Here is a 15,414-nt window from a genome sequence, read left to right on the forward strand (position 1 = left end):
GAACCTCCGTTCTTTGGGGGCAGCGGCCGGACACCCCGGCCGCCGCCTACCGCTTAGCCTTGCCAGGTCGGACCAGCGGGGTCTTCCGTCGCGACGATCCGGTAGAGCGATGCCTCGCCCGTCATCGACGGGACGACGGTATAGCCAAGGTTTTCCGGAACGCTCATCGTGTCGCCGGGCGCAAGGGTCGCGCTGCCGCCATCCCAGGTGACCTTCCAATAGCCATGCACCGGCATCAGGACCGTCGGATACGGTGCGGTCTGCTTGCTGTCGCGGGCCGAGGCCCGGGTCATGAAATCGACCTCGAACCCGGGCCGGTCGCGCAGCACGCCCGTCTCGCCAATCACTGTCACAGGTTTGCGGTCGGACAGGGCCACAAGGTCCGGATAGCGGGCGACGTGGTTGGGAAGCACCTGCGCCGTGGTCGGTTCGCCCCGCTTGGCAAGGTCAGTGTCCGACATCAGCGGCATCGGCTTCACCCCGTCGGGCAGGCGTTCCTGTTTCTTGCTGTCATACAGCTTGCCGTTCTCGCCAAGGATCAAGCCGTGGTCCTTGGCGTCCTCGATCACCTGCGGCGCCCACATGACGCCGCCCCCGGCATCGTCGCCGCCAAGGATCGCCATGATCATCCCGTAGTCGGTGCCGATATTTTCGAACCCCCGAAACACGCCGGTCGGAATGTTGAAGATATCGCCCTTTTCAAGGATCACTTCGCCCGCGTCGCCCCAACGGCCCCAGAAGAACCGCCAGCGCCCGGACAGGACGAAAAACGCCTCGGCCGTGCGATGATCGTGAAGCGAGTTGCGGCACTTCGGTGGCTGCCCCGCCGCGCCGATGTTGAAGCCATGCGGGATGGTGATGTGGACGTGCTGGTCGGGGGATTCCGACACGCCGCCACCGATGATGGTAAAGTTTTCCTTCTGGTCGCTGCCCGGCGTATGCGCATCAATGAACGCGGTCTTGCAGGGTTGCAGGTCGCCGTAGCGGACGATGCGGGTTTCCATGTCTTGCGGTGTCATTCGGGTATCCTTTGGAAATGGGGTCTGAGGGTGGAAAGGGTCAGACCCCATGCCCCGGCGGATGCGGGTTGAGCCGTTCCGCGCGCCGCGCCTGAAACAACACATGCATCCGACGGATGTCCTCGGGCTGGCGCATCAAAGCGCCCCGGTCTGAAGAAGGATCTGTTTCCAGACCGCGGTTTCGTCGAACAAGGTCCATTCCCGGCGCAGCTTGATCTGCCCGCCGATCAATTCGCCCCATTCCGCGTGGCTGATGCCCAGAAGATAGACCTCGGCCCCGGTGGGGCGGCCAAAGGCACCCCAGCCGCTATGCTTGCCATGCAGCGACCAGCGAAGCGCGGATCGGGGCGGCATGTTGGGATCGTCGCGGCCGATCTGGTGGTCGATCCGGAAGTCCGCATCGGGGAAGGCCGCCCGCAGTCCCATCCAGAACCCATCGGCGTCGGCCCAGCCGTGCCCGGTTTCGCCGCCGGGATAATGCAGCGTCGCGGCGCGGTCGTACTCTGCTTCGATCGCCGCCATATCCGCGCCCATGATCCGGGTCAGCAGCTCGGCATGGCGCTGCCCCCATGCGTTGTCATTGCCCCGGCCCTTATAGGGCCCCGGTCTGTCGGTGGTTGGCGACAATGGCTTGACGCAGGCCTCGGCCCCGCCCTCGCGGGCGATCAGGTCGCGGGCATAGTCGGTGGGGTCCCAGCCGATCTGCCGGACAATCGCCGTCTGGTCGCGGATCAGCCATTCGTCGTCGATGGCGTTGTCCCTGGCATGGCAGTCGGCAAGGATGCGGTAGCGCAGTTTCTTGCCCGATGCCGCGCCATAGACCCCGTCGCGGGCATGGGTCGCGGTCGAGATGATGCGGTGCGACGACAGCATTCCGGTTTCGGGGGTGCCCGACCAGATTACGTCCTCGCCCAGCAATTGCCGGTCGGGGAATTCGGCCAGCGTCGCCATGGTCGCGGCGATGACGCCCTGATTGCCAACGACAACGGACCCCGGTGACCGCACCACAATATCGGGCGCATAGTAATGGTGCAGCGTGGCGATGCCGCGGTCTTCCCAAATCTCCTTGGTGATCCCGATGATATAGTCGGGGAAGTCGGTGAATTTGGGGTCGAAACCCTTCATGATGTCCATCCTTCGGGAATTCTGGCCGATCCGCGCAGGATCAGCTTGCCTTCGATTTCGATTTCCTGGGGCACTGTGTCGCCGCTTTCGATCTGTCCAAGGATCAGGTCGACCGTGCTGTCGACCATCCGGTTCACCGGTTGGCGCAGGGTGGTCAGGTCATAGGCCCCCCAACTGGCCAGTGGCACGTCATCGAAGCCCACGATGGAAATGTCCCGGCCCGGTGTCAGCCCGACCTCGCGCACCGCGTCGATGACCGCAAAGGCCATATGGTCGTTGCCGACAAAGATTGCGTCGGGCCGGGTCTGACCCGACAGAAGCTGGGTGGCGCAGGATTTGGCGACCTCGCGTTTGTACATGCCATCGACAAGGGCAAAGGGCACCTGTCCGACCTCTTCCAGCGCCTCGAGGAACCCGGCCTGCCGGTCGCGACCTGTCGAACTGCCTTGCCAGCCCGCGATATGGGCGATCCGTTCATGGCCGCCCGCCAGCAGGAATTCCGCAACCTTGCGTCCGCCCAGCCGGTTGGCCGAGGTCACGTTCGAAACGCCCACGTCGTTCTGGCTGCGGTTGAACAGCACCACCGGGATCCCCAGCGCCTGCGCCCGTTCGCTCAGGTCCGAACTCATCGACACCGAGGCGGCGATGATACCGTCCACCTGATAATCCATCAGGTCCTGCATCACACCTTCGATCCCGTCGGTCGAATTGGGCGCGGTGAAGATCAGGATGTGATAGCCGCGCGCCTGAAGCGCGTTGGACAGAAGCTCCAGCGCGATCGGGTAGAACTGGTTTTCCAGATAGGCCACGACCAGCCCGATGATCCGGCTGCGGCCAGACACCATCGCGCGGGCAAGGACATTCGGGCGGTAGCCCAGCTCTTCCGCTGCCTTGCGGACCTTGGCCACCGTCTTGGCCGAGGCCGAGGCGCCGGGCGTGAAAACCCGGCTGACCGCCGATTGGCTGACGCCTGCGCGCGCGGCGACTTCCGCCGATGTGACCTTGCCTTGTGTCATCAGTCCGCCGTCCAACCCCCGTCAATCATCATCGCGCTGCCGGTCACCATGGCCGACGCGTCCGAGGCAAGATAAACCGCTGCGCCCATGATGTCCTCTACCTTCCCGACGCGGCCAAGCTTGATCTTGCTTTCGATCCAGGCGCGTTTGGCGGGGTCGTCGAATGTCGGGCGTGTCAGGTCTGTCAGGATGAAGGTGGGGCAGATGGTGTTGACGCGGATCTGGTGCGGGCCCCATTCGATGGCCATGGCCTTTGTCATCCCCTCGACCCCATGCTTGGACGCGCAATAGACCGCGCGGTCTTGTCCACCGACATGGCCCATCTGGCTTGAGATGCTGATCAGCGATCCGGGTTTGCCGCGGTCGATCAACCGGCGGGCGGCCGACTGGAAAAGGAAATAGGCCCCCCGCAGGTTGATCCCCATGGCCGCGTCGAAATCTTCGGGGGTCGTATCCAACGCCGGCCCGTGCCGCGCCAAACCGGCGGCGTTCAACACCACGTCGAACGGCTCTGCCGCGGCAAGCGCCCCTTGCACCGATGTGACATCGGCCAGGTCAAGCGGCAGGACGGAAGACGCCCATCCCCGCGCGGCAAATGCCCCGGCTAGGTCGGTCAACGCCTCGACCCGGCGGGCGGCAAGGGTCACATCCGCCCCCGCCTCGGCCAGGGCCGTCGCGCAGGCCAGCCCAATGCCCGACGAGGCGCCCACAACAAGCGCGCGCTTACCGGTCAGCCGAAAGCTGGGCGTTGCCGGAAGTTCCATCATGACACCCCCACGGGGAAGGGCACCGCCCCCGGCACCCGTGCCTTGTTGAATTCCCGCAGCCGCGCGAAGACATCGACGCCAAGCTGTCGGTAGGCATCAAGAAGATCAACCAGCACCCAGTTTTCACGGATCCTGCGGTTTTCGATCCGCCAGAAATCGAGGCTGCGGAGCGTGATCCGCTTGCCGGATGGTGCAATGCCCAGCCACCCGCCGTGCGACAGGGTCTGGCACATGTTCGGCCAGCCGGTCACGCCGACATAATCGTTGTCGCCAAAGAAATGGTGGGTCGTGCCTTCGGTGTGCCCTCCGCGATCCGGCATAGCGGTCAGAAATGGGATCTGGTGCCAGTTGCGGAACCCGGCGATACCCCGGCCGGTGCCGATGCCGGCCGGTCCATACCAGTTCATCTTATCAGACCAGAACCGGTCCATCTCCATCACCTCCGGTCCGCCCTGGGCGGGGTGCCGCGTCATGTGGCTGAGCATGTCGATGATATGGTCACAGCTTTTCTGGCTGAGGTCGGGGTCGCGCGGGGCCCGATGTATCCCGTCGCCGCTGGCCGGTGCGGGCACGCAGAACTCGCGGCCCAGGGATGGGGCGAGGGGCCAGGCATTGGCCTGCATCATCACCTCGGGGATGTCCCAGATCGCCTGATATTCGACGATCTTGCCATCCTTGATGCGGAAGAATTCGTGATACCGCATATGGGTAAGGTGCCCGGTCGGGGGTATATCAAGAAAGGGGGCCACGAAGGTCCCGATGAAATGCCCGCCACATCCGACCCAGTCGGCCCCGCCTTCGTCCTGACCCGCCTTGACGATCCAGTCGCGCCGTTCCACATCGGGCCAGGCGGCGCGCAGCACGTCCAGCGCCTGCGCCTTGAACGCCGCCCCGCCCACCATATCCCCGAACGGGTGGCACAGGCGGAACAGCGCATCAGAGGCGCAGATTGCGCCAAGCGTTTCGGAAATTGCGGCATCGTCCCAGTCGAACAGGGCGGCGCGCAGGGGCGCGATCATGTCCTTATTGGCTGTGTGCCGGTCGGTCATTCGGCGGCGGCTCCGTAGGGGATGTTGCGCCCACCGTAGCGGCGGACCCGCAGGTTGCATTGTTCCGCGTGGCCGACAAAGCCTTCCAACATGCACAGGCGCGACCCGTATTCGCCGATCATTGCCGCGGCCTCGTCGGTGAGGACCTTTTGATAGCTGTGGGTCTTGAGGTATTTGCCGACCCACAGGCCGCCGGTATAGCGCCCCGCCTTCTTGGTCGGCAGGGTGTGGTTGGTGCCGATCACCTTGTCGCCGTTCGCAACGTTCGTGCGAGGACCAAGGAATAGGGCGCCATAGCAGGTCATATGTTCAAGGAACCAATCGTCCCGGTCGGTCATTACCTGCACATGTTCGTAGGCCATGTCATTGGCGACCTGAAGCATCTCTTCATAGGTATCGCAGAGGATCACGTCGCCGTAGTCGGCCCAGCTGACCGATGCGGTCCCGGCCGTCGGCAGGATGGTCAGAAGCCGTTCGCATTCGGTCATCGTATCCTCGGCCAGCTTGCGGCTGTTGGTGATCAGGCAGGCCGGGCTGTTGTAGCCGTGTTCGGCCTGCCCCAGAAGGTCGGTCGCGCACATTTCCGCATCGACGGTTTCATCGGCGATGACCATGGTTTCGGTCGGCCCGGCAAACAGGTCGATCCCGACGCGGCCAAACAACTGGCGCTTTGCTTCGGCGACAAAGGCATTGCCCGGCCCGACCAGAAGGTGCACCGGTTCGATCGTTTCCGTGCCGATGGCCATCGCGCCCACCGCCTGAATCCCACCGAGGACATAAATCTCATCGGCGCCGCCCAGATGCATGGCGGCAATCACCGCCGGGTTCGGTTCGCCGTTGAACGGCGGGGTGCAGGCGATGATGCGCGGCACGCCCGCGACTTTGGCCGTGGCCACCGACATATGGGCCGACGCCACCATCGGGAACTTGCCCCCGGGAACATAGCAACCCACCGATTGCACCGGGATATTCTTGTGGCCCAGGATTACGCCCGGCAGGGTTTCGACCTCGATATCGGTCATGGACGCGCGCTGTGCACGGGCGAAATTCGTCACCTGTTCCTGGGCGAATTTGATATCGGCCATGTCGCGCGGGCTGACCTTGGCGATGATCGCCTCGATCTCGGCCGCGCTCAGCCGATAGCTTTGGCGGTCGTAGCCGTCGAACTTGACCGCCAGTTCGTGCACGGCGGCGTCGCCGCGCGCCTCGATATCTCCTAGCGTCTGTTCGACGACCGCGCGGACCTTTGCATCGTCTTCGGCCTTTTCCGCCTCTGGCTTGCTGCGCTTGAGATATTCGATTGCCATGTTCTTATCCTTGTTCTTCGTCCGGACGCGGCGGGACGCGGTCCCCCCGGTCATATGCCTCCCAGCCGTGGCCGCCGAACACATCGACGCCCAGCTGGGCCAATACATGGGGGAAATCGACCATCACCCAGTTGTCGGTGATCTTCCCGTCCACGACCTTCCAGAAATCCATGTAGCGGATTTCGACCCGTTTTCCGGTGGGGGCGACGCCCATGAATTCGCCGGAATGCACGGCCTCTTGCCTGCCAAAGGCCGCGGCCCATTCCCCCATGTAAAGCCGCGCCTCATCCACGCAGACCTTGTCGGAAAAGGCCGCCTGAAAGGGGCGCTGCCAATTGTCCTGAAACGCCTGCAGGCCCACCTTGGTGCCGCAGCCCTGATTGCCCATCCAGCGGAACCCATCGGCAAAGAACTTGCCGATATCGTCGATGCGGTGGTCGTTCAGCCCGTCCACCATCCCTTCGATCACGGCGCGGGTTTCGCCTGTCTTCGACAGGTCGGTGTCGCGGCTGAGGACCGCCTGTTCGGGGCGTGCACCGGTCATCCTTTCACCGCCCCGGCGGTCAGGCCGCTGACGATCTGGCGCTGGAAGAACATCACGAGGACGAACAGCGGCGCGGTGGCCGAGACAACGGCGGCAACCGCGAACATCACGTTGCCTTCGGTATAGGTCGTGCCCAGGAAGGCGGCGATTTCGGGCACCATGGTGCGGTTGGATTCCGACAGCAGCATCGAGGTCACGGCGAAGTCGTTGTAGGCCAGAAGGAAGCTGAACAGCCCGGTGGTGATGACCCCCGGCCACATCACCGGAACGATCACGTGGCGGAAGGCCTGAAACTGGGTGCAGCCGTCAACCTTGGCGCTTTCGTCCAGTTCCTTGGGGATGTTCTGAAAGAAGGAATGCAGCATCCACAGCGTGAACGGCTGGTTTATGGCGACCAGAACGATGATCGTGGTTGGCAGGATGCCCCAGAGGTTCCATTCGAAGAACGGCAGAAGGTAGCCGGCGACAAGGGTGATCGGCGGCATCGCCCGAAAGATCAAGGCCGTGATCAGCAGCCAGAAGGTATAGCGATAGCCCGACCGCGACAGGGCATAACCGCCGAGCGTGCCGATGGTCAGCGAGGTGCAGACAACGAAGAAGCAGACGATGAAGGTATTGATCACCGCGCGCCAGAACTCTTCTTTCACCCATGCGCCGTAGTAGCCCGCCCCGGTTACCGGCGATCCATAGGTGTCTTGGGTGTTCTTGCCGGTCAGCGCGTTGGTCCAATCCGCGATCGAGAAGAAATCAAGTTCGACCTTGAACGATCCCCACAGCGTCCAGACGAAAGGGAACGCGGCAAGAAGGAGCCACACAAGGACAAAGCCGTTGGTCGCGATCTTCAGGCCGGTCGGTGTGCGTCGTGCTTGGGAGGACATCAGTGCTTGCTCCGGAAATCGCGCCAGGTCCGGACAAGGACAGGCGACAGGAGGATTGCGACGCCAAGGATCGTCATGACCGAGGTCGCGGAGGCGGCGGAGAGCTGGCGGGTTTCCCCGCTCAGATCGTTCAGGATCATCCAGCTTAGGGACTGTGCATGGGCCGAGGCGCTGAAGCCGACGATGGGTTCAAGCACCCGGAAATTGTCCATCAGCTGGATCAGGGCGACAAAGGTCACCAGCGGCATCAGGTGCGGGATCGTGACAAAGCGGACCTGCTGCCAGCGCGTGGAACCGTCGATCTGTGCCGCTTCCAACTGGTCCTGCGGCAGGGTCTGAAGCCCGGCGTAGAAGACGACAAAGGCAAAGGGCGCGGCGTGCCAGACGCCATAGACGATCAGCATGACCCAGGTCAGCCCGGTCGACGCCTTGAGTGACAGTGAAGGGTCATTGGCGATCCACTGGATCAATGACCCCAGCACGCCCCGGCTGTCGATCATCCAGAACAGGATCAGCGATCCGACGAGCGGCGTGACGATCATCGGCAGCAGCGAGAAGAAGATCACGATGCCCTTCAGGCGGGCGCTGACCCGGTTGACGGCAAGCGCGATCATCAGGCCCAGCACAATCAAAAGCGGGGTGACGGTGAAGGTAAAGGTCAGCGTAAACGCCATTGCCCGGTAGAACGGCAGGTTGCCAAGCCGCTTGAAGAAGGCGCCAAGGCTATCCGTCGTATTCCAGGCCTCGGCCACTTCGGCAAAGGCAAGGTGACCGCGGTCAAGGAAGATATCAAGCCCGACGAACCGCCCAAGGGGCTGCGCTTCGCGCACGGCACGCGTGGCCTCTTGGTCGATGCTCGTTTCCTGGGTGCAGCCGAAGGGGCCGCAGCTTTCGACGGTGACGAGGACGGCCTCGTGCGGGGTATAGAGGGACTGGGTGACGACCGACACGATTGGCGCTGCGATGAACAGCAGCATGGCCAGACCGGTCGGCAGAAAGAACCAGAAGAAGGTGCGGTGTTTCATGGGCCTCGCCGTCGGGGATGGAGTGTCGTTCAGTCGTCAGGAAAGTGAGAGAGGGGGAGAGAGCGGGTGGAGGAGAGCCCCCTCCACCCGGAAAGGTAGGGCTACAGGTAGCCGGCTTCTTTCGCGGCCGCGATGTAGGCGGCTTCGACATCGGCAAGGGCTTGTTCGGCGCTTTCCTTGCCCTGCATGAAGTCGGACAGTTCGTTGCCGAGCGCCGTGTGCAGCAGCCCCATGTAGGGCAGCATCGGGTAGGGCTTGGTGCCCGCGTTCGCTGCGGCAAAGACGCCGACGGCGGCCGGGGTCGGCTCGTAACCGTCGATCAGCCAGACCGCCTGGGTCCGGATGTCCTCGTCCTGCATGATGTCCGGGCGGATGCCGTTCATCATGGCGATAAAGGTGGCCTCGGCCTCTTCGTCAGAGATGTTCTTGGCCACGGTCCAGCCATCCCACCACAGGGTCGATGCCGGGATTTCGCCGCCGCCGACGGTCATCGGGCCGGCAATGGCAAAACCGTCGATCACCTCTTGCGGGACGCCTTCGGCGGTCACGAGGGTCGCGGCGCGGCTGCCCCACATGTTCATCAGCGCGACGTTGCCCGCCCGGTATTCGGCGTTGGTCGCGTTGCTGTCATGGGTCAGGAAGTCGGGGTTCATATACTCCGACAGCGCCTTCATCATGTTGAGCGTGTTCACACCCGCCTCGGTGTTGATGTTCGGCTCGGCGCTGCCCGGCTTGAAGAATTCGCCACCGTAGCCAAGGAACATGTTGTTGAATTCCTGGGCAAGGTTCCAACCAGAGGCATAGGCCCCGCCGACCGGGTTTTCCATGATCCCCTGCGACCGGATCATTTCCGCCGCGGCAAGCATCTCTTCATAGGTGGTGGGGGGTTCCACGCCGATCTGTTCCAGAACGTCGGACCGGTACACAAGGTGCTGGGCGTTGGCCATGAAGGCCACGGCCATGATCTTGCCGTCGATGGTGATCAGCTGGTTCTGCTTAAGCGCGCCACCGTGGGCCGCAACGAGGTCATCCAGCGGGCGGATCACGTCTTCGTTCATCAGCGCCACGATGGAAGAGTTCGCGATGATCGCCGAAGTGTATTCGGCCGGGTTGCCCTGCATACCGGGCACGTTCAGGGTCTGGTGTTCCGATGTCAGGTTGGTGGACACTTCGGCACCCGCGCATTCCTGCGCGCCCGCGCCAACGGTTTGGATGGCGGGGAATTCGTTGCCGATCACGTTGACGCGGGCGTTGATTTCGCACGCGGTTGCGCTTGTCGCGGCCAGAACAGCGAATGCGCTGGCAGTGGTCAGTTGTTTCAGAAACACATTTTGGCTCCCTGTTTCAGAATTGTGATGCGCCTGTCTTTCGCATCGTTTCTTGCCCCGCCGGATGTGTCGGGGTGGTCTGATCAGCCGTCGATCCGCGCCCCCGTGGTGGCGTCGAACAGATGGCAGATGGATGCCGGGACACCGATGGAAACGGCATCGCCGATTTCGGCCCGGAAGGTTTTGTCGGCCTTCGCGCTGATCAGCGCCCCGCCGATCCGCACGCTGACCATGGTCGCGTCGCCCAGAAGTTCCAGCGTGTAGATTGGCGCGGAAATCTCGGCGCCCGCGCCGCCAACGGTGGCGTCCTCGGCCCGGAACCCAAGTGTGACGGGGCCGTCGGATGCGGAAAAGCCGGGGATCGACACGCGGTCGGCCTTGAACGTGCCGCCTTCGATCACGCCCTGCATCAGGTTCATCGCCGGGCTGCCGATGAAGCTTGCGACAAAGGTGTTGGCCGGGCGGTCGTAGATCTCGGTCGGGCTGCCGACCTGCTGCACGATCCCCTTTTCCATGACCACGACCCGGTCGGCGAGCGTCATTGCCTCGATCTGGTCGTGTGTGACGTAGATCGTGGTGACCGATAGTTCATGGCTGAGGTTCTTGATCTCCGCCCGCGTCGACACGCGCAGCTTGGCATCAAGGTTCGACAGCGGCTCATCCATCAGAAACACGTTGGGTTCGCGCACGATGGCACGGGCAAGGGCCACACGCTGGCGTTGGCCGCCCGACAGTTCGGCGGGCTTGCGGTGCAGGAAATCGTCCAGTTCGACCATCGCACTGGCGCGCATCACCTTGTCCTTGTGGGTCGACGGATCAATGCCACGGACCCGCAGCGGAAAGCGGATGTTTTCATAGACGTTCATGTTGGGGTAGAGCGCGTAGCTTTGGAACACCATCGCCACGTCGCGGTCTTTCGGCTCCAGGTCGTTGACCACCTTGCCGTCGATCAGGATCTGGCCGTCCGTCGGGTCCTCCAGCCCTGCGATCATCCGCATCGTCGTGGTCTTGCCGCAGCCCGAAGGCCCCAGCAGGACCAGGAATTCGCGATCCTCGATGGTCAGGTCAAACTTGTCGACACCAACGAAATTCCCCCAGCGTTTTGATACGCCGGATAGTTTGATTTCGGCCAAGGCCGCCTCCTGTCGCTGTCGTTTTGCATACGCTTGCAAATACGGTAGACTTGGGCGACCGAGTCTGGCAAGCTATTTTTGCATACGTTTGCATTTTGCGTCTACAGGACTGAAATCATGACAAAACTCCAAGCGGCGAAAGACCTGGTCCGCGGCTCTCACGTCGCCCTTGATGGGGCAAGCCCCGGCGCGTCTGCCGAATCCCTGGCGCCGTTCCTTGCGCCGGATCACCTGTGGCGCGCCTATCACCCCTTTGGCGAATTAACCGGCGCCGCCGCCCTTGGCCGGGTCTTCTGGGACCCGTTGAAATCTGCCCTGACCCGGATCCAGCGGCGCGAAGACATCTTCTTTGCCGGGCTCAACCAGATGGATGGGTTCGAAAGTACATGGGTCGTGTCCATGGGGCATCTGATGGGCCTGTTCGACCAGCCGTGGCTGGGGATCCGTCCGACGGGCAAGATGGCGTTCCTGCGGTATTGCGCCTTCTACCGGGTGGAGGGGGGCCGGATCGCTGAAACCGCCATGTATTTCGACATTCCGCACCTGATGACGCAGGCGGGGCAATGCCCCTTTCCCAATCAGACTGCGGCGCATCTGGTACAGCCCGGCCCGATCACCCACGACGGGCTGCTGTATGCCGCCCAGCCCGAGGCCGAAGGTCAGGCGACACTTGCGGCGATCAACGCCATGATCACTGACCTTGGACAGTGGAAGTCCGGCCTGCCGCTGCAGGAAGAACTGGCCCGGACATGGCATGACGACATGATCTGGTGGGGGCCAGAGGGGGTTGGCGCGACCTACACCATCGAACGCTATGCCAGACAGCATTCAGGCCCGTTCCGCGCGGGGTTCGGCAACCGGTCGAAGACCACGCATATCGCCCGGCTGGCCGAAGGCCACTATGGCGGCTTCTTTGGCTGGCCCAATTTCACCGCCGTGCCGACCGGCGGGTTCATGGGGCTGCCGGGCAGCGACACGCCCGGAGAGTTCCGGGTGATCGACATCTACCGGCGGGCCGGGAACAAGCTGGCCGAGAATTGGGTCTTTATCGACCTTCTGCATTTCTGGAAGATGCAGGGGCGGGACTTCTTGAAAGAAACAACCGGATACGACCATGCGGATTGACGCCCATCACCATCTTTGGGACCTGAGCGCGGTGAACTATCCGTGGCTGATGGCGCGTGGTGTCGAACGGTTCTTTGGCGATCCCTCGCCGATCCAGCGGGATTACCTGATCGACGCATACCGCCGCGACGCGGTGGGGTTTTCCGCATCAGTGCACATTCAGGTCGGCGCGGCGGATGGTTGGGCAGAGGCGCAGTGGATCCAGTCGGTCGCAGATGCCACGCCGGACTGGCCCATGGCGCAGGTTGCCTTTTGTGACCTGACAAGTCCGGACCTTGCCGCCCAACTGGACCGGTTCCAGACCCTGCCGACCCTGCGCGGCGTGCGCCAGATCGTCGGGCGCGCACCGGGCGAGGATGCGCAGACCGGCACCAATGCCCTTTTGGCCGACCCCCGGTTTGCCGATGGTTTGCGGCAGGTCGGGGGCAGGGGCCTGTCCTTCGACCTGCAACTGATCCCCGAACTTTACGACGACATGGCGCGGGTCCTTGACCATGCGCCGGATACTTCCATCGCGCTGTGCCACGCCGGGTCCCCCCATGATCGCAGCGCCGCGGGGCTGAGGGATTGGGCGGCGCGGCTGAGGACCCTGTCGGCCCGGCCCCAGATCACCTGCAAGCTGTCCGGGTTGGGGATGTTCGACCACGGCTGGACCACCGAAAGCATCCGGCCCGTTGTCGAAACCTGTCTGGACCAGTTCGGGCCAGACCGTTGCATGTTCGGGTCGAATTTTCCGGTGGATTCGCTGTACAGCGACTACGCGACAATCACCCGCGCGATTGAAAAGATCGTGCCGGCCGCCCAGCACGCCGCCATTTTTCACGACACCGCCGCAGGTTTCTACGGGCTGCTATGACAAAGGTTTTCAGATACCAGACCACGGTCCGCCCCGAATGGATCGACTATAACGGCCATATGCAGGACGCCTATTACGGGCTGATCTTCAGCTATGCGGTGGACGGATTCCAGGATGCGGTCGGATTCGACCGCGCCTATCGAGAGCGGACAGGCTGCACCATCTACCTGCTGGAAGATCACAAACGGTTCCTGCGCGAGGTCAAGGAAGGCGTGGTTGTCGAGGTGGAAACCCGTCTGCTGGATTTCAACGACAAGTGCTTTCACCTTTGGTCCGAGATGAAGGAAGGCACGACGACCGTCGCCGTTTCGGAAATGATTGAATTGCATGTAAATCAGCGGCCCAAACCCCATGGAACGGCCTTTCCGCCCGACCTGCGCCTTCGGTTGTCGCAGGCGGTCGCGGACGGGGAGGGGGCCAGCCAGTTGCCCTATCGGGCCCGGCGCCTGCAACTTTCCTGACGGCAGGCGGCGGCCCTTCCCCTTGATTTCCCGGCTGTCCGGGCCTTTGTTGAAGGCAGGTAACGCAGGGGGCGGTGTGATGCGCAGGCTTTGGATCTTCTTGGTGGCAGGACTGTTGGCCCTGCCGGTGCAGGCGCAGGACCGGGTGCCGGGATCGCTGGCCGAGGTGCAGCTGTCCTTTGCGCCGATCGTGCGCGAGGCGGGGCCGGCGGTGGTCAATATCTACGCCCGCCGCGTGGTTCGCAGCCAAAGCCCCTTTGCCGATGACCCGTTCTTTTCCCAACTGTTTCAGGTGGAACCACGCGAGAGGGTGCAGAACTCGCTCGGGTCCGGGGTGATCGTCAGTTCCGACGGGATCGTGGTGTCGAACAACCATGTGGTCGGCAATGCCGATGAAATCCGGGTGGTGTTGTCGGACCGGCGGGAATATTCGGGCCGGGTGCTTCTGTCCGATCCGGAAACCGACCTTGCCATCATCCAGCTGGACGATGCGCAAGACCTGCCCGCGCTGGAATTTGCCAATTCCGACCGGGCCGAGGTGGGCGATCTGGTGCTGGCCATCGGCAACCCCTTCGGCATCGGCCAGACCGTTTCCAGCGGCATCGTGTCGGGCCTTGCCCGGTCCGGCGGCGAGATGGACCGGGGCCGGGGCTATTTCATCCAGACCGACGCGCCGATCAACCCGGGCAATTCCGGGGGCGCGCTGGTGGATATGCAGGGGCGCCTACTGGGCATCAATACCTCGATCCTGACCCGGTCGGGCGGGTCCAACGGGATCGGTTTTGCGATCCCCGCCAATCTGGTGGCGCAATATGTGGCGCAGGCACAGGCGGGGGCAACGGAACTGGAACAGCCCTGGGCCGGGGTGGTGGTGCAAACGGTGGACGCGACCCTGGCCGAGGCCCTGGGCATCGACCCGCCACAGGGGATCATCATCAACGATATGCACCCCGACAGCCCGTTTCGCCACGCGGGCCTTCAGGTGGGGGACGTGATCATCGCCATGGGCGGGCTGCCGGTGGATACGGCGCAAGAGCTGAATTTCCGGATGAAGACGCTGGGTGTCGGGGCGATCACCGATGTGACCATCGTGCGGCGCGGGCGCGAAAGGGTCCGGGCGCTGGAACTGGTCGCGGCGCCCGAAGCCCCCGCGCCCCCCGTCCCGCCGCCGCCCGCCGACCCGGATCCCTCTGCCGGGACGATCACCGGCACCGACACCCCCTTCGACCGGCTGGAGGTTGCGCCGATCACCGACCGGCTGCGCGCCCGGCTGGGATTGCCGCGCGACCTGTCAGGGGTGCTGGTCACCGATGCACCGGGGCGGCGCGGGCAGTTCCGCGAGGGCGACATTTTCCTGTCACTCAACGGGTCTGCCACGCCGGATGTGCCGAGCCTGATGCGGGCGATCCGCGATGGCGGCAACAGCTGGCGGGTGGAATACCTGCGCAACGGGCGGCGGTCGGTCCTGTTCCTGCGTAGTTTCTGATCGGGCAGGGTGAGTTGAAACCCACATTGCGCGAATGGCGCTGCCCCTCTGGCCCGATAGACCATTCACCCCGAAGGATCTGGGTCAAATGGGCCGCTGTGATTGGCGGTTGATCAGATTCAATGCAATCGAGTGGTCAGAATGTGTTGAAATGAGCCGAATGGGAATGACCAGCCACAGCCCACTTCGGACAATCGTTCTGCACCTGCAACGGTTAGCTTGGCGTGCCCCCATCGGGTGGTCCGGTTTGATTGTTAGTGCATCGTGGGCCTCTGGTCCATCGGAACGATGCTTT

At 63.4% G+C, this 15,414-nt stretch carries 15 protein-coding genes; 4 read left to right on the top strand and 11 right to left on the bottom strand.

Annotated features, from left to right (window positions below; translation table 11 throughout):
* Nucleotides 1-53: 53 nt before the first annotated feature.
* The 11 genes from U3648_RS14280 to U3648_RS14330 all read right to left on the bottom strand — a co-directional run bounded on the left by U3648_RS14280 (nucleotide 54) and on the right by U3648_RS14330 (nucleotide 11,191).
* Nucleotides 54-1,019, bottom strand: a complete 966-nt coding sequence (locus U3648_RS14280; protein ID WP_420859902.1) for a cupin domain-containing protein — start codon at nucleotides 1,017-1,019, stop codon at nucleotides 54-56.
* 135 nt (nucleotides 1,020-1,154) lie between these two features.
* The gene (locus U3648_RS14285; protein WP_420859903.1) at nucleotides 1,155-2,144 is read right to left on the bottom strand and encodes a nuclear transport factor 2 family protein; all 990 of its coding nucleotides are present in this window, start codon (nucleotides 2,142-2,144) and stop codon (nucleotides 1,155-1,157) included.
* Nucleotides 2,141-3,160, bottom strand: coding sequence for a LacI family DNA-binding transcriptional regulator (locus U3648_RS14290; protein ID WP_420859904.1), 1,020 nt, complete (start codon nucleotides 3,158-3,160; stop codon nucleotides 2,141-2,143). Before U3648_RS14290 ends, U3648_RS14285 begins: the two co-directional genes overlap by 4 nt.
* A complete protein-coding gene (locus U3648_RS14295) occupies nucleotides 3,160-3,927 on the bottom strand; it encodes an SDR family NAD(P)-dependent oxidoreductase (protein ID WP_420859905.1) in 768 nt (255 codons plus the stop codon). The genes U3648_RS14290 and U3648_RS14295 overlap by 1 nt, the downstream gene beginning before the upstream one ends.
* Nucleotides 3,924-4,976 carry an ester cyclase gene (locus U3648_RS14300; RefSeq protein WP_420859906.1) on the bottom strand — a complete coding sequence of 351 codons (1,053 nt, stop codon included), beginning with the start codon at nucleotides 4,974-4,976 and terminating at the stop codon, nucleotides 3,924-3,926. Before U3648_RS14300 ends, U3648_RS14295 begins: the two co-directional genes overlap by 4 nt.
* Nucleotides 4,973-6,283 carry a histidinol dehydrogenase gene (gene hisD, locus U3648_RS14305; protein ID WP_420859907.1) on the bottom strand — a complete coding sequence of 437 codons (1,311 nt, stop codon included), beginning with the start codon at nucleotides 6,281-6,283 and terminating at the stop codon, nucleotides 4,973-4,975. Before hisD ends, U3648_RS14300 begins: the two co-directional genes overlap by 4 nt.
* A 4-nt stretch (nucleotides 6,284-6,287) precedes the next feature.
* Nucleotides 6,288-6,827, bottom strand: coding sequence for an ester cyclase (locus U3648_RS14310; protein WP_420859908.1), 540 nt, complete (start codon nucleotides 6,825-6,827; stop codon nucleotides 6,288-6,290).
* Entirely contained in the window at nucleotides 6,824-7,705 is an 882-nt protein-coding gene (locus U3648_RS14315) for a carbohydrate ABC transporter permease (RefSeq protein ID WP_420859909.1), read from the bottom strand. The genes U3648_RS14310 and U3648_RS14315 overlap by 4 nt, the downstream gene beginning before the upstream one ends.
* A complete protein-coding gene (locus tag U3648_RS14320; RefSeq protein WP_420859910.1) occupies nucleotides 7,705-8,730 on the bottom strand; it encodes a carbohydrate ABC transporter permease in 1,026 nt (341 codons plus the stop codon). The genes U3648_RS14315 and U3648_RS14320 overlap by 1 nt, the downstream gene beginning before the upstream one ends.
* A 101-nt stretch (nucleotides 8,731-8,831) precedes the next feature.
* Nucleotides 8,832-10,058, bottom strand: a complete 1,227-nt coding sequence (locus U3648_RS14325; protein WP_420859911.1) for an extracellular solute-binding protein — start codon at nucleotides 10,056-10,058, stop codon at nucleotides 8,832-8,834.
* An 83-nt stretch (nucleotides 10,059-10,141) separates the two neighbouring features.
* Entirely contained in the window at nucleotides 10,142-11,191 is a 1,050-nt protein-coding gene (locus U3648_RS14330; RefSeq protein ID WP_420859912.1) for an ABC transporter ATP-binding protein, read from the bottom strand.
* 117 nt (nucleotides 11,192-11,308) lie between these two features.
* Between U3648_RS14330 and U3648_RS14335 the strand changes: the two genes are divergently transcribed.
* The 4 genes from U3648_RS14335 to U3648_RS14350 all read left to right on the top strand — a co-directional run bounded on the left by U3648_RS14335 (nucleotide 11,309) and on the right by U3648_RS14350 (nucleotide 15,119).
* Complete coding sequence (locus U3648_RS14335) at nucleotides 11,309-12,316, top strand: nuclear transport factor 2 family protein (protein ID WP_420859913.1); 1,008 nt, start codon at nucleotides 11,309-11,311, stop codon at nucleotides 12,314-12,316.
* A complete protein-coding gene (locus tag U3648_RS14340) occupies nucleotides 12,306-13,172 on the top strand; it encodes an amidohydrolase family protein (protein WP_420859914.1) in 867 nt (288 codons plus the stop codon). The genes U3648_RS14335 and U3648_RS14340 overlap by 11 nt, the downstream gene beginning before the upstream one ends.
* Nucleotides 13,169-13,633, top strand: a complete 465-nt coding sequence (locus U3648_RS14345) for a thioesterase family protein (RefSeq protein ID WP_420859915.1) — start codon at nucleotides 13,169-13,171, stop codon at nucleotides 13,631-13,633. Before U3648_RS14340 ends, U3648_RS14345 begins: the two co-directional genes overlap by 4 nt.
* Before the next feature lie 79 nt (nucleotides 13,634-13,712).
* Nucleotides 13,713-15,119, top strand: a complete 1,407-nt coding sequence (locus tag U3648_RS14350; RefSeq protein WP_420859916.1) for a trypsin-like peptidase domain-containing protein — start codon at nucleotides 13,713-13,715, stop codon at nucleotides 15,117-15,119.
* The last annotated feature ends 295 nt before the right edge of the window (nucleotides 15,120-15,414 follow it).

It is taken from the genome of Marivivens marinus (genome assembly GCF_035969385.1).
Taxonomy (GTDB): domain Bacteria; phylum Pseudomonadota; class Alphaproteobacteria; order Rhodobacterales; family Rhodobacteraceae; genus SELP01.